Origin of the sequence: Rugosimonospora africana (assembly GCF_016862975.1) — a bacterium.
In the GTDB taxonomy this organism is placed as follows: Bacteria; Actinomycetota; Actinomycetes; order Mycobacteriales; family Micromonosporaceae; genus Rugosimonospora; species Rugosimonospora africana.
Window position 1 is genome coordinate 220,132 of the sequence record NZ_BONZ01000021.1, and the last position, 13,886, is coordinate 234,017.

At 70.4% G+C, this 13,886-nt stretch carries 12 protein-coding genes; 9 read left to right on the plus strand and 3 right to left on the minus strand.

All coding sequences use genetic code 11. From position 1 onward, the window contains the following. Positions 1 to 187: 187 nt before the first annotated feature. A complete protein-coding gene (locus Raf01_RS11790) occupies positions 188 to 919 on the minus strand; it encodes a FadR/GntR family transcriptional regulator (RefSeq protein ID WP_203917835.1) in 732 nt (243 codons plus the stop codon). Positions 920 to 1,370: 451 nt separating this feature from the next. Here Raf01_RS11790 and Raf01_RS11795 point away from each other — a divergent pair, with 451 nt between their 5' ends. Next, complete coding sequence (locus tag Raf01_RS11795; RefSeq protein ID WP_203917836.1) at positions 1,371 to 3,908, plus strand: glycoside hydrolase family 127 protein; 2,538 nt, start codon at positions 1,371 to 1,373, stop codon at positions 3,906 to 3,908. Positions 3,909 to 3,983: 75 nt separating this feature from the next. Continuing rightward, positions 3,984 to 5,663: an APC family permease gene (locus tag Raf01_RS11800; protein WP_203917837.1), complete on the plus strand. Its 1,680-nt coding sequence runs from the start codon at positions 3,984 to 3,986 to the stop codon at positions 5,661 to 5,663. A 171-nt stretch (positions 5,664 to 5,834) separates the two neighbouring features. Here the strand turns inward: Raf01_RS11800 and Raf01_RS11805 are convergent, their stop codons facing one another. Then, positions 5,835 to 6,854: a LacI family DNA-binding transcriptional regulator gene (locus Raf01_RS11805; protein WP_203917838.1), complete on the minus strand. Its 1,020-nt coding sequence runs from the start codon at positions 6,852 to 6,854 to the stop codon at positions 5,835 to 5,837. 478 nt (positions 6,855 to 7,332) lie between these two features. Here Raf01_RS11805 and Raf01_RS11810 point away from each other — a divergent pair, with 478 nt between their 5' ends. The 3 genes from Raf01_RS11810 to Raf01_RS11820 all read left to right on the plus strand — a co-directional run bounded on the left by Raf01_RS11810 (position 7,333) and on the right by Raf01_RS11820 (position 9,493). Then, positions 7,333 to 8,013, plus strand: a complete 681-nt coding sequence (locus tag Raf01_RS11810; RefSeq protein WP_203917839.1) for a hypothetical protein — start codon at positions 7,333 to 7,335, stop codon at positions 8,011 to 8,013. 187 nt (positions 8,014 to 8,200) lie between these two features. Next, the gene (locus Raf01_RS11815; protein WP_239133534.1) at positions 8,201 to 8,845 is read left to right on the plus strand and encodes an RNA polymerase sigma factor; all 645 of its coding nucleotides are present in this window, start codon (positions 8,201 to 8,203) and stop codon (positions 8,843 to 8,845) included. A 207-nt stretch (positions 8,846 to 9,052) separates the two neighbouring features. Next, entirely contained in the window at positions 9,053 to 9,493 is a 441-nt protein-coding gene (locus Raf01_RS11820) for a hypothetical protein (protein WP_203917840.1), read from the plus strand. 32 nt (positions 9,494 to 9,525) lie between these two features. On the opposite strand, the gene Raf01_RS11825 is transcribed toward Raf01_RS11820, so the two are convergent. Beyond that, positions 9,526 to 10,038: an inorganic diphosphatase gene (locus Raf01_RS11825; protein ID WP_203917841.1), complete on the minus strand. Its 513-nt coding sequence runs from the start codon at positions 10,036 to 10,038 to the stop codon at positions 9,526 to 9,528. Between the two features lie 265 nt (positions 10,039 to 10,303). Between Raf01_RS11825 and Raf01_RS11830 the strand changes: the two genes are divergently transcribed. The 4 genes from Raf01_RS11830 (at position 10,304) to efeB (ending at position 13,804) form a co-directional block, all read left to right on the plus strand. Next, positions 10,304 to 10,816, plus strand: a complete 513-nt coding sequence (locus Raf01_RS11830) for a fluoride efflux transporter FluC (RefSeq protein ID WP_203917842.1) — start codon at positions 10,304 to 10,306, stop codon at positions 10,814 to 10,816. Further along, positions 10,813 to 11,187 (plus strand): fluoride efflux transporter CrcB, encoded by a 375-nt coding sequence (crcB, locus tag Raf01_RS11835; protein ID WP_203917843.1) that lies wholly within the window; start codon positions 10,813 to 10,815, stop codon positions 11,185 to 11,187. Before Raf01_RS11830 ends, crcB begins: the two co-directional genes overlap by 4 nt. A 200-nt stretch (positions 11,188 to 11,387) precedes the next feature. Then, positions 11,388 to 12,554, plus strand: a complete 1,167-nt coding sequence (locus Raf01_RS11840; protein ID WP_203917844.1) for an EfeM/EfeO family lipoprotein — start codon at positions 11,388 to 11,390, stop codon at positions 12,552 to 12,554. After that, positions 12,551 to 13,804 carry an iron uptake transporter deferrochelatase/peroxidase subunit gene (gene efeB, locus Raf01_RS11845; RefSeq protein ID WP_203917845.1) on the plus strand — a complete coding sequence of 418 codons (1,254 nt, stop codon included), beginning with the start codon at positions 12,551 to 12,553 and terminating at the stop codon, positions 13,802 to 13,804. Before Raf01_RS11840 ends, efeB begins: the two co-directional genes overlap by 4 nt. Positions 13,805 to 13,886: the final 82 nt, after the last annotated feature.

Sequence of the window (13,886 nt, forward strand, 5' to 3'; positions counted from 1 at the left end):
ACACCACTCCTTCGTCGAACCGATAGGTCCTGTCCTGCCAATCATTCGCCGGCCTGCGGCGGACCCAGGCGCCGCCCGGCTGCGTTCTCGGACTCCTGGATACAACACCGGTATCCAGGAGTCCTGCGGCCTTGCCGGATCGACGCCTGGACCTCGCCTCGGCTCGACAAGATCGGCAGGAAAGGACCTAGGCACCCTTGCGTGCCCGGGTGCCGCGACGCCGCCGCGCCGCCGGTACCCGGGCGTAGTCCTCACCGGTCTGCGCCAGGTGGTCCCGCATCGCCCAGGCCGCCTGGGCCGGGCTGCGCCTGGTGATGGCGTCGAGGATGCGTTCGTGCGCGGCGATCGCGTGCTCCCGGGCGACCGGATCGCGCGAGGTCTGCTGGCGGGTCTCGTGCAGCAGTTGGGCGATCGGTTCGTACAGCGCGGCCACCACCCGGTTGCCCGCGGCGCTCATCACCGCGTCGTGAAAGGCGAGGTCGCCGGCCACGAACGCGGACACGTCCGCCCCCGCCTCGCGCATGGCCTCGATGGACGACGTCATCGCGGCGAGGTCGTCGGCGGTGCGCCGGGCCGCGGCCAGTTCGGCGACACCGACCTCGACCAGCATGCGCGCCTCCAGCAACGCGTTCATCCGCCCGGCCAGCGCGTCGGGTGTGCGGGACAGCGAGCCGAGCACCACCGGATCGAGCGGCGACCAGTGCTCCGGCGGCTGCACGTAGGTGCCCCGGCCGCGAACGACCCGGACGACGGACTTCTGCCGCAGCGTGCGCAGCGCCTCGCGGATGGTCAGCCGGCTGGCCCCTTCGCGCTCGGCCAGTTCCCACTCGGGCGGCAGTGCGGTGTCAGGCGGGAACGCACCGGCGACGATCTCGTCGAGCAGCCGGGCGGCGATCCGGTCGCCCAGGTTCTCGGACACGCCGGCTTCCCTCCCGTCGACCAGACACACGCCTGCCGACTGGTCTGGGTCGCGCGCGGCGCCAGACGCGCCGAGCCAGACTGGTCGGATCACAGTGAGAGTAGCCGGACGCGCAGGCGGGCGCGATGGGGCCGGCGGGGTGGGTGACCGGTCCGTGCGACAGCACCCGTCCCGCCGGCCCTGCGCAACATTGTGATGTGACAGCAGACGTCTGACAAGGATAGTCATCAATGTATTCCGCCCACTCACGGCGTTGTTCGATATCTCGTACAAGCCGGAATGCCCGCCATTGCTGCGAAGCGCGAGCGGCATTGACAGACGTCACATTGTCGCTCTACGGTGCCTGTCACATACCGGATGTCATTCGGTATTTCGAACAGTCCCCCACACGAGGCTGAGCCGAGTCCCATCGCTCGGCGTCCGTGCCAGCCCGAAGACCGGAGGTGCGGAGATGGAGCATGTCACGTTCGACCGCAGGACGGCGCTGCGCGCGGCCGGTACCGCGGTCGCGGGTGCGGCGCTGGGCCCCGTGCTGGGCTCTGCGCTGGGTTCGGTGTTACCGGCGGCCGGCGTGCTGGGCGCCACGCCGGCGTTCGCCGCCCGGACCGACTACGGGGTCTCGGTGTACGCGTTCCCGCTGGGCGCCGTGAAACTGTCCGCGGGGCCGTTCCTGGACAACATGAACCGGACCCTGGCCTATCTGTCCTTTGTGGACGCCGATCGGCTGCTGTACACGTTCCGCACCAACGTCGGTATCGCCACCTCGGCGCAGTCGGTGGGCGGCTGGGAGTCGCCGACCACGGAGTTGCGCGGGCACTCGACCGGGCACCTGATGTCGGCCCTGGCGCAGGCGTACGCCAACACCGGCAACTCGACCTACAAGACGAAGGGCGACTACCTGGTCAGTTCGCTGGCCGCCTGCCAGGCCGCGTCGCCGGGGCACGGGTACCACACCGGATACCTGTCCGCCTTCCCGGAGAACTTCTTCGACCGCCTGGAGACCGGCCAGACGGTGTGGGCGCCGTACTACACGATCCACAAGATCATGGCCGGCCTGCTCGACCAGTACCTGGTGGCCGGCAACACTCAGGCGCTGACCGTGGTGACGAACATGGCGGCCTGGGTCAAGGCGCGCACCGATCCGTTGAGCAGCACGACAATGCAGAACGTCGTGCTGCGTACCGAGTTCGGCGGCATGCCCGAGGTGCTGACGAACCTGTACCAGGTCACCGGCAACGCCGACCACCTCACCACCGCCCAGCGGTTCGACCACAACCAGATCGAGAACCCCCTCGCCTCGAACCAGGACCAGCTGTCCGGCTTCCACGGCAACACGCAGATCCCGAAGATCATCGGTGCGATCCGCGAATACCACGCCACCGGCACCAGCCGGTACCACGACATCGCCACCAACTTCTGGGACATCGTCATCAACCGCCACACGTACGTGATCGGCGGCAACACCAACGGCGAGTACTTCCAGGCGCCGAACGCCATCTCCACCCAGCTGTCGGACACCACCTGCGAGTGCTGCAACACCTACAACATGCTCAAGCTGACCCGGCAGCTGTTCTTCACCAGCCCGACCCGCTACGACTACATGGACTACTACGAGCGGGCGCTGTTCAACCAGATCCTCGGGCAGCAGGACCCCAACTCCAGCCACGGGTTCGTCGCCTACTACATCCCGCTGCGGGCCGGCGGCATGAAGACCTACAGCAACGACTACTCGAACTTCACCTGCGACCACGGCACCGGCATGGAGTCCAACACCAAGTACGCCGATTCCATCTACTTCTACTCCGGCGAGACGCTCTACGTGAACCTGTTCATCGCGTCCGTGCTGACCTGGCCCGGCCGGGGCATCACGGTCACCCAGGCGACCACGTTCCCGACGTCGTCGACCAGCCGGCTCACGGTGACCGGTTCCGGGCACATCGCCATGAAGATCCGGGTACCGTCCTGGACCAGTGGCATGACCGTCAAGGTGAACGGGGTCACCCAGAGCGTCACCGCGACGCCGGGCACCTACCTGACGCTGGACCGCACCTGGGCCTCCGGCGACGTCGTCGACCTCACCATGCCGGCCGCGCTGACGTTCCCCAGGACCAACGACAACGCGAACATCGGCGCGGTCCAGTACGGCGCCATCGTGCTGGCCGGCGAGTATGGCACCACCGACCTGAACAGCGTGCTGCCCACCCTGCAGACCGGCAGCCTGGTGCAGAACTCCAGCAACCCGCTGCACTTCACCGGTACCGCGAGCACCGGCTCGGTCTCGCTGATCCCGTTCTATCAGGCGCAGCACGAGCGGTACACGGTGTACTGGAACCTCAGCGGCGGCGGCACCCCGCCACCGGCCAACGTCGCCTGGTACAAGTTCGACGAGACGAGCGGCACCAGCGCGGCCGACTCGTTCGGCAACGGCAAGACGGCGACTCTGACCGGTACCACGTCGTGGGTGGCGGGCCGGTCCGGCAACGCCGTGCACCTCGACGGGACCAGCGGCTACGTGCGGCTGCCCAACGGGCTGCTGTCGGGTGCCGGCGACTTCACCATCTCCGCGTGGGTCAAGCTCGACTCGGTCGTCGCGTGGACCAGGATCTTCGACTTCGGCACCGGCACCACCAGCTACATGTTCCTCACGCCGCGCAGTTCCTCGGGTACTCCCCGGTTCGCCATCACGACCGGCGGCGCCGGCGGCGAACAGCAGATCAACGGGCCGGCCGCGCTGCCGTCCGGCACCTGGACGCAGGTGGCGGTGACGCTGTCCGGAAACACCGGGACGCTCTACGTGAACGGTGCGGCGGTGGCCAGCAACACCGGAATCACCCTGCGCCCGTCGTCGCTGGGCTCGAGCACGCAGACCTGGCTGGGTCGCTCCCAGTATGCCGACCCGTACCTGACCGGCGCGCTGGACAGCGTACGCGTCTACGGTCGTGCGCTGTCCGCGAGCGAGGTGGGCGCACTGTACACCGGCGGCAACTGAGACATCCAGGATTATTCGCGATCTACCCCGGGTACGCCGTGATGACCGTTTCCGCTGCGTACCCGGGGAGGCGTCATGACCGCGACGACGGACGTACGACCGGCTCGATCCGGCAAACCGCACCTGCGGCGGGACATCGGCATGGTCGGCCTGCTGTTCACCGCAGTCGGTTCGATCATCGGATCCGGCTGGCTGTTCGGCGCCATGAACGCCGCGCAACTGGCCGGGCCGGCGGCCATCTTCTCCTGGCTGATCGCCGCCGTCATGATCATGCTGATCGGGCTGACCTACGCCGAACTCGGCACGATGTTCCCGGTCTCCGGCGGCGTGGTACGGATGCCGCACTACGCGTTCGGCGGCCTGGCGAGCTACCTGATGGGGTGGATCACCTGGCTGTCGTGCGCGGTCGTCGCCCCGATCGAGGTCGAGGGCGCGGTGCAGTACGCGACGAAATACTTCCCGCTGACCACCGCACACCCTCGCGGCGACGAGACGGTCCACACGCTGACCCCGGCCGGGTTCGCCGTCTCGGTCGTCCTGCTCGCCGTGTTCTGCGTGGTCAACGTCGTCGGCGTACGGTTCTTCGCCCGGCTCAACAACGTGCTGGTGTGGTGGAAGCTGGCCATCATCGGGATCGTCGTGGTGGCCCTGCTGGTCACCGCGTTCCACGGCGGCAACTTCACCAGCCACGGGTTCGCGCCCTCGGGCATGCACGGCGTGTTCACCGCCATCGCCACGGCCGGGATCACCTTCTCCTACCTCGGGTTCCGGCAGGGCATCGAGCTGGCCGGCGAGACCACCAACCCCCGGCGCAACGTGCCGATCGCGGTCATCGGCTCGGTACTGCTGACCGCGGTCATCTACATCGCGCTGCAGATCGCGTTCATCGGGGCCGTACCGAGCGGCACGCTGGGCTCCTCCGGCAGTTGGTCGGCGCTGACCTTCACCAACGACTTCGGGCCGCTCGCCGCGATCGCGAGCATCCTCGGGCTGACCTGGCTGGCCGTGATGCTCTACATCGACGCCATCGTCTCCCCCGGCGACACGGGACTGGTCTACACCGCGGTCACCTCGCGGCTCGGGTACGCGATGGCCCGCAACGGCAACGCTCCCGACGGGGTGGCCAAGCTCAGCCGGACCGGCGTGCCGTGGGTGTCCACCGCCATCTCGTTCGTCGTCGGGCTGGTCATCTTCCTGCCGTTCCCGAGCTGGCAGCAGCTGGTCGGTCTGGTCACCGGCGCCACGGTGCTGTCGTTCGGGTCCGGCCCGCTGGTCTTCGCGGCTCTGCGCCGTGAGCTGCCCGACCGGCCCCGGCCGTTCCGCCTGCCCGGCGGGGACATCATCCCGTTCCTCGGCTTCTACTCGTCCAACATGATCGTCTTCTGGGCCGGCTGGGACACCAACTGGAAGCTGTTCGTCGCGATCCTGGTCGGACTGGTGCTGCTGGCCGTGTTCGGCGCGACCGGCGCGCTGCGCGAACGGCGGATGGACTGGCGGGCCGGCGTCTGGGCGCCGCTGTGGCTGGCCGGGCTCGCGCTGATCAGCTACCTCAGCTCGTACGGCGGCACCGGCACGATCGGGCTCGGCTGGGGTTTCGTGGTGAACCTGGTGTGGGCCGCGGTCATCTACGTGCTGGCGCTGAAGGTACGCCTGCCCAGCGCGCGGGTGCGGCAGATCATCGAGGAGACGCCGCACGACGAGGTCCGCGAGGGCGACGAGGCCGGCACGACGCCTCGCCCGGCGCCGACGGCGTGAGCGTGCGGCGTCAGCCGTGACGTGGCTGGCTCGGGTACGAGAAGTTGGCGATCCAACCCGGCAGTCCGAGTGTTCCGGAAAGTTTTCGGTACACCGATCGCCAAAACTACGGCCGGCTCGGTCGGTCATCAACTCTCGACACCCGCCCGGTCACCGTGAGTGCAGGGTCGGTCAGTCCGGCATCGGCGCGCAGCTGTCCCGTACCACCAGCTGGGTGGCCAGCTCGATGCGCAGGCTCTCGATGGTCTCGCCCCGGGCCAGGCGCAGCACGGTGCGCGCGGCCAGCGTCCCCATCTCGCTCAGCGGCTGGCGGACCGTCGTCAACGGCGGCGAGGCCCACCGCGCCTCGGGCAGGTCGTCGAAGCCCACCACGCTTACGTCGTCGGGGACCCGCAGCCCGCGCTGGCGCACGGCCTCGTAGGCGCCGAACGCCATCTGGTCGCTGGAGGCGAAGATGGCCGACGGCGGCTGTTCCAGCTCCAGCAGCCGCCCGGCGCACGCGAAGCCGGACTCGTGGTAGAAGTCGCCCTGCTGGATCAGCTCGTCCTCGACCGCGATGCCGGCGGCCTCCAGGCCGGCCCGGTATCCGTCCAGCCGGGTGCGGCTGCACAGCAGCTGGCGCGGGCCGGCGATGAAGCCGATGCGCCGGTGCCCGAGGGAGATCAGGTGCTCGGTCGCGGCCAGCCCTCCGGTCCAGTTCGCCGCGCCGACCGTGGGCACGTCGTGCGCCGGTACGCCGGCCGGGTCGATGACCACCGTCGGGATGTTGAGCCGGCGCAGTTCGGCGTGCAGCGGCGACTGCACGTCGGAGGCCACCAGGATCACGCCGTCGGTGGCGCGCGCCTGGAGGTTGCGCATCCACTGTCGGGCGGACGCCGAGCGCTGGTGGATCGCGGACACCACGGTGCCGATCAGGGCCCCGTGGGCGACGTCCTCGACGCCTCGGATGATCTCCACCGCCCACGGGCTGTCCAGGTCGTTGAAGACCAGGTCGATGAGGCTCGCGGCCTCCCGGCGCGGACTCGCCCGGCGGCGGTACCCGTACCTGCGCAGCAACTCCTCGACCCGCTCGCGGGTGGCCGGCGAGACATCGGACCGGCCGTTGACCACCCTCGACACCGTGGGCACCGAGACTCCGGCCTCCCGCGCGATGCTGGTGATCGTGACCCGGGGTTCGTCCTCGACGGTCAACAGCGCTCCTCGCTCGTTTCCGGCTCGTCGGCTGATCCGGCCCGGCACGTCGCCGGGCACCCGGGCCGATGGTAACCGGCGGATGAACGCGGCGGGCCAGCCGATCCAGCCGGAAGTGGTGCCCCGTCCCCCATGTGTCAGCTCCTTCGCGCGTGCCCGCCGCCGATCGGTGAGCGACCCGCGGTAGACATCATTCCGGAACCCTTATCGAAAGGCTACGGCTGATCGTCCCCGGAACCGCCGGCAAGCGCACCGGCACCGTGCACCCGGGCACCGCGCACACAGGCACGGCACGCAAACAGGCACAGCGGCACCCCGGCCGGATCGAGACCGTCAAACCCGGAGGAGCGCCGAGCGACCCCGATCCCGTTACACCGGGTGATCCGCGTGTGCGTCATCCGCGAAAACGGCGACCGCGAAGCAATCAGATCAACTTCATGAGGTGCCGGAACCGTGGGGAACCGCTACGGTTCGCTGGATGCGACACACTGCGACTCTCATCGCCGCGATCGTCATCGCCCCGCTGGCCTGGATTCTCATCGCCTTCGGCCAGGACCACTCGGCCCAGGCATTCGCCAACGCGGCAAGCAACGGCGGCTTCCACACCGGAGACTTCCTGCGGCCGCTGCTTTTCCTGGCCGCCGCCGGAATCCTCATCGGCCTGGTCGCCACGCTGCGTGTGTCTCCACTCGGCGCGGTGGTCGCCGGAGCTGCGTACACGGCCAGCTACGCGCTGCTCCTGGTGACGCCGAAGCGAGTGGTGAACCTGTTCCCCCACCATCTGGCCGTGTCCGGCCACGCGGCGGACCTCAGCACCCCGCTACGCAACGGCACCGCGCTGTTGCTGGGCGCGGCGATGCTGGTCGCCGTCGTGAGTGCCGCGCGCTGGCGGCGTTGGCCGGTGCCCGCGAACGAGACGGCCCTGGCCCCGGCGGTCGATCCGCTCGTGGCGGACAAGACTCGTCCGGTCGGCGTCGACGGGCTGCCGGAAACCACGGCCACCGAGACGTTCGCCGGGTTCGGCGACTCCGCCGGCAGCACGGGTTTCGGCGGCAGCGGGTACGACGAGAACCGGTACGGCGACCTGACCCGGTCCGCTGCCGGGGACTCCGGCGCCGCCCGGTGGGCCGACTCGCCGCGCGGCCCGTCGGGCGCCTGAGCCCGCGGGCAGACCTCTGGCCGAGTTCGCCAGCCGGAATCTCACCCTCGGTGGCGGGTACGACGCGCGCGGTGCGCGCCGTACCCGCACCGAACACCGGGTGCCCCCATCGACCGACGTCGCCGTCATACCCGACCGCCGGCCGTGTAGCGTGTGCTGATCTGGTCGAGCCACAGGGCATGGGCTGGTGGGAGTCGGCAGGATCGGTACCTTCGATGACGGCGGACTCGCCGACGACCTGAACAGGGCCATCGGCGGCGACGAAGCGGCGTTCGCCCGGCTGTGGCGGTCACTGCAACCCGCGCTGCTGCGCTACCTGCGGGTCGTGGTGGGCGACGCGGCCGAGGATGTCGCGTCCGAAACCTGGCTGCAGGCGTCCCGCGATCTACACCGGTTCGACGGCACCCCGGCCGCGTTCCGGGTGTGGTTGTTCCGCATCGCCCGGCACCGCGGGCTCGACGAACGGCGCCGCGCCGCGCGGCGGCGGGAGGACCCGCACGAACCCGCCGACCGGGACGCCACCGGCGGCCAGGTGCGCGACGTCGCGTACGACGTGCTGGAGAACTCGGACACCGGTTGGGCGCTGCGACTCATCGCCTCGTTGCCGCCGGACCAGGCCGAGGCGGTGATGCTGCGCGTGGTGGCCGGCCTCGACGTCGCGCAGACCGCGGAGGTGCTGGGAAAGCGACCCGGCGCCGTGCGGGTGGCCGCGATGCGCGGGCTGCGCCGGCTGTCGGCCGATCCGGAGGTGCGGGCGCGCGCTTCCACCCACCGGTACCAGCGCCCGCCGCGCGCGGCCGTCGAACCGGCACAGCAACACGAAGGGGTGTAACGCCGGCCGCCGGCGCGGCGCTGTTTCTCCCGCGGTGCGTACCTGTCGAAGGTGGGTACCGCCGGCTACGGAAACGAACACAGCCTCGGTGGCGGCCGCGACTGCGTCCCCGTGGCCGGCGGTACGGCGTCGACGACGGCATCCGCGCGGCGAGGCGCAGACCGCTCGGCCGGCACCACGCCGGCACGCGACCAGGACGGAGTACGCATGGACAGTTCATCGCCGGCTCCGCGCGACTCGCGCGGCCAGCCCCGCGCCGCCCGCGACGACCGGCAGCGCCCCTCCTGGCCGGGTAACAACATGGCGCGGTACCGGACGCCGGACGCGGTCTGCCTGGCGGTCGGCGACCTGCACCTGTGGTCGCTGCTCACGGTCCACCACGCCCTGAACCGCGTCGGAGTGGTCGCGACGTTGCGGATGCTGACCGTCCGCAAAGTCCACCGCGCGGTGTCCGCGTGCCGGTACTTCGAGCTGACCGGGCTGGGCGACCTGCTGTCACTGATGCCGGAGGCGGCCGGGTCGGCGCAGTTCGCGGACGCTTTCGACGCCGAGTACCGGCAGCGGTTCGCCGACGGTGCCGAGCTGATCCGCGCCGCTCAGTGGAAGGTCGCGACGGCTCCGGAAGACTTCACCGTCACCGGAGTGTGAGCGGCCGGGCGTGAGCGCCGGGCACGCGAGGGTCAGCGGGTGGACGCCGAGGTGTCCGTGCCGGCCGCGATCCGGTACCGATCCCGGGCCTCGGTGAGCAGCAACTCGGCCTCGTCGCGGTCGCGCCACCCGGACACCTCTGTGTGCTTGCCGGGTTCGAGGTCCTTGTAGACGTCGAAGAAGTGGCCGATCTCGGCGAGCAGGTGGGACGCCAGGTCCGACACGGCCGTCGTGTCCTGCCAGCGCGGATCCTCCGCCGGCACGCACAGCAGCTTCGAGTCCGGCCCGTCTTCGTCCTCCATCCAGAACACGCCGATCGGGCGCACCTTGATGCCACAGCCCGGAAACGTCGGCTCCTCCAGCAGGACGATCGCGTCCAGCGGGTCGCCGTCCTCCCCCGCGGTGTCGACCAGGTACCCGTAGTCGGTGGGAAATGTGGTCGCCGTGAACAATGTGCGGTCCAGGTTGATCCGCCCGGATTCGTGGTCCATCTCGTACTTGTTGCGAGAGCCGGCCGGAATCTCGACCACCATGTCGGCCTCCATGAGGCACCTCCCCACCGTGACGTTGGCTGTCCTGGTGGTACCCGCCAGGCGGCCCGGTACCCGCCCGGGGCCCGGCCAAGCGAGGCGGGCTCCTCACCCGACCGGGGTGAGGCCGGCTCACCCGGCCGGTCCGGCGCACCCGCTGGAGATCCGGTCGGGTAACATGCACGTGGCGGTGGGGCCCGCCACTCCGGTCAGCTGCCGGGAAACCGCGTGAAACGCCAACGGTCCCTACCAGACGGTGATGAGCTGGTAGGAGGACGGCATGGCGGAGGACACCGAGGACACGCGCCCCGGACAACCCCGATCCGGACAACCCACAGACCCGGACGTCGACCTCCGCGTACCGGCCCAGCGTGCCGAGTTGGGCCGCGCCCCGTGGTCGGTACTCGGCGTGATCTCGCTCGGCGGCGCGATCGGTTCCCTGGCCCGGTTCGGGATCGGCTACGCGTTCCCGGCGTCCCCCACCGGGTTCCCGCTGGCGACCTTCATCGTCAACGTCACGGGCTGCCTGCTCATCGGAGTCCTGATGGTGCTCATCGGCGAGCTGTGGGCCGGCCGGCGGCTGGTCCGGCCGTTCCTCGGGGTCGGTGTGCTCGGCGGGTTCACCACGTTCTCCACGTACGTGGTGGACATCCAGCGCGTCGCCCAGAACGGGGCCGCCGGTACCGCGCTCGCCTACCTGCTGGCCACGGTCCTGGCCGCGCTGGCGGCGGTGTACCTGGGCACGAGGCTCGGCCGCCTGGCGGTCGGCGGCCTGAAGACGGAGGCTCGATGAGCGCGCTGCTCGTGGTGATCGGCGCGATGGTGGGGGCGCCGCTGCGGTACCTGACCGACCGCACCGTCCAGGCACGGCACGACTCGGCGTTCCCGTGGGGCACGTTCGCGGTCAACGTCGCCGGCTCGTTCGTCCTGGGGCTGCTGTTCGCCGCCGCCCAGGCCCACGGCATCTCGCCGCGGGTGATGACGCTCGCCGGCACCGGCTTCTGCGGTGCGCTGACCACCTACTCGACCTTCGGGTACGAGACGGTGCGGCTGCTGGAGCAGCGGTCCCGGTTCTACGCGGCGGCCAACGCGGTGGCGAGCATCGTCGCCGGACTGGGCGCGGCCTTCTGCGGTGCGACCGTCGCCCACGCGATCTGGCACTGACCCCACCGGCACCGACGCAGCGGCACCGACCGCACCGGGCCATCGAGCCCGGTGATTACCGCATGCGGGCCGGGACTTGTCAGCTAACGGCCGTTGAAAGGCTGGTGAACGTTCCCCGCCGGGGGCCTCGGGACCGGCGGACGGGACCGGTCGGCGGCATACGCTGCCAGTCGTCGTGCTCGTTGTTCGAAGGGTTACCCGTGGCCGCTTCCGCCCCCATCCGCGCCGCCGGCTGGGCTCTGCTCGCCGTGGCGTGCGCCGGCCTGGTCAGTTGTACCGGCAAATCGTCCTCCCCGGACGACCCGGTGGCGATCCAGGTGAACACCGGCACCTGCGGGCCGAAGTGGAGCGCGCACGGCGGTGAGCGCACCCTCCAGATCAAGAACGCCGGTACGGTCACCACCGAGGTCGACCTGATCGCTCCGGACACCGGCGGGGTATACGCGGAGGTCGAGGCGCTGGCTCCGAACACGACCCGGTCGATGCGCCTGACCCTGGGCCGCGGTACCTACGCGCTGCGGTGCTACGCCGAGGACACCGACGGGGTGACCGGCCCGGTCGTCACGGTGAGCGACGGCCCGGTTCACGGTGCGGCGGCCGTCAAACCGGTCGACAACCAGACCCTGCTCGCCTCGGTCAAGGACTACCGGACCCGGGTGACCGCCGGGCTGGGCCAGCTCGCCACGGACGTGGACACGCTGCGCCAGGCGCTGCGCGGCGGCGACCTGGCCACCTCCCGGGCGGCGTGGTTGACGGCCCACCTCGGCTACGAGCGGCTGGGCGCCGCGTACGACACGTTCGACGACTTCGCCGACAAGATCGACGGGATGCCGGACGGGCTGCCCGGCGGCGCGCACGACCCCGACTTCACCGGGCTGCGGCGCATCGAGTACGGGCTGTGGCACGGCGAGCCGCTCGGCTCGCTGGCCACCGTCGCCGACCAGCTCGCCACCGACGTCGCCGGGTTGATCAAGGCTTTCCCGCAGCAGCAGGTCGACCCGAACGACCTGCCCCTGCGGGCACACGAGATCATGGAGAACGCTTTGCAGTTCGAACTGACCGGCGAAGCCGACCAAGGCAGCCACACCGGGATGGCGACGATCGACGCCAACCTGACCGGTACCCAGATGGTGCTCGACACCATCACGCCGGTGATGAAGACCCGGTACGCCGACTGGGACAAGGTCGCGCTCTGGATGTCCCGGACCCGTACCGCGGTCGACTCCACCCGGCGCCCGGACGGCACCTGGACCCCGGTCAGCGCGCTCGACCGGGCCCAGCGGGAACAGCTCGACGGCGACATCGGCCAGCTCCTGGAGACGCTGGCCCCGGTCGCCGCCATCGGCGATGTGCGGAGGACGTCATGACCGAGGACTCCACCACCCCCCGGGTCGCCAACCGCCGGTTGTTCCTGCGCGGCGCACTGAGCGCCGGAGTCGCCGGCGTGGCCACCGGCGCCGCGGCGGGTGCCGGGATCGCCGCGGCCCTGGACGGGAGTGCTCGGCCGGCCGCGGCGGCCGTCGACGACGCTGTGCCCTTCCACGGCGCGCACCAGGCTGGGATCGCCACGCCGTCGCAGCGCAACGTGGCCGTGGTCTCGTTCGACGTGCTGGCCGCCGACCGCGGTGAGCTGACCGACCTGATGCGCGCCCTCACCGACCGGGCGCGGTTCCTGACCTCCGGCGGTACCCCGCCCGACCCGGGCATCTCCGCGCCGCCCACGGACTCCGGCATCCTCGGCCCCTCTCTGCCGTCCGACCGGCTCAGCGTCACCGTCGGCGTGGGTGCCTCGCTGTTCGACGACCGGTACGGGCTTGCCTCACGCAAGCCGGCCGGCCTGACCTCGATGCAAACGTTCCCCAACGACCACCTCGACCCGGCGCAGTGCCACGGCGACGTGAGCCTGCAACTGTGCGCCGAGAACCCGGACACCGTGCTGCACGCGCTGCGCGACATCGCCCGGCACACCCGGGGCGCGATGCAGATCCGCTGGCAGATCGACGGGTTCAAGTCGCCGCCGCGACCGTCGGGTACCCCGCGCAACCTGATGGGTTTCAAGGACGGTACGTCCAACCTGCACGGCGACGACACCAAGACCATGGACCAGCTGGTGTGGACCGGCGGCGAGGCCGGCTGGGCGGCCGGCGGCAGCTACCAGGTGATCCGGAAGATCCGCATGCTGGTGGAGTTCTGGGACCGGGTGTCCATCTCGGAGCAGGAGAACATGTTCGGCCGCCGGCGGGACTCGGGTGCTCCGCTGGACGGCAACGACGAGCACGACACGCCCAACTTCGCGGTCGACCCGGTCGGCACGGCCATCCCGCTGACGAGTCACATCCGCAGGGCCAACCCGCGCACACCGGACACCCAGGACAGCCGGATCCTGCGCCGCCCGTACAACTACAACCTGGGCATCGACTCCGTCGGGAACGTCGACTGCGGGCTGGTGTTCATCTGCTACCAGCGCGACGTGGCGAAGCAGTTCGAGGCGGTACAGAAGCGGCTGGCCGACGAACCGCTGGTGGACTACATCCAGCCGGTCGGCGGCGGGTATTTCCTGGTACTGCCCGGCGTCCGCGACACGAACGACCACTTCGCCCGGGCGTTGCTCGCCTGAACGCAGCCGGAGCCGGTTTGTGGCGGAGGCGAGCACAGGCCCACGTTTGCTCGCCTGAACTCGCGCGTTTCGCACCTTGCCC

Excerpts from the sequence above, each read along its gene's own strand:
- Raf01_RS11795 (WP_203917836.1), top strand. The coding sequence starts at position 1,371 with ATGGAGCATGTCACGTTCGACCGCAGGACGGCGCTGCGCGCGGCCGGT.
- Raf01_RS11800 (WP_203917837.1), top strand. The coding sequence starts at position 3,984 with ATGACCGCGACGACGGACGTACGACCGGCTCGATCCGGCAAACCGCAC.
- Raf01_RS11810 (WP_203917839.1), top strand. The coding sequence starts at position 7,333 with ATGCGACACACTGCGACTCTCATCGCCGCGATCGTCATCGCCCCGCTG.
- Raf01_RS11820 (WP_203917840.1), top strand. The coding sequence starts at position 9,053 with ATGGACAGTTCATCGCCGGCTCCGCGCGACTCGCGCGGCCAGCCCCGC.
- Raf01_RS11825 (WP_203917841.1), bottom strand. The coding sequence starts at position 10,038 with ATGGAGGCCGACATGGTGGTCGAGATTCCGGCCGGCTCTCGCAACAAG.
- Raf01_RS11830 (WP_203917842.1), top strand. The coding sequence starts at position 10,304 with ATGGCGGAGGACACCGAGGACACGCGCCCCGGACAACCCCGATCCGGA.
- crcB (WP_203917843.1), top strand. The coding sequence starts at position 10,813 with ATGAGCGCGCTGCTCGTGGTGATCGGCGCGATGGTGGGGGCGCCGCTG.
- efeB (WP_203917845.1), top strand. The coding sequence starts at position 12,551 with ATGACCGAGGACTCCACCACCCCCCGGGTCGCCAACCGCCGGTTGTTC.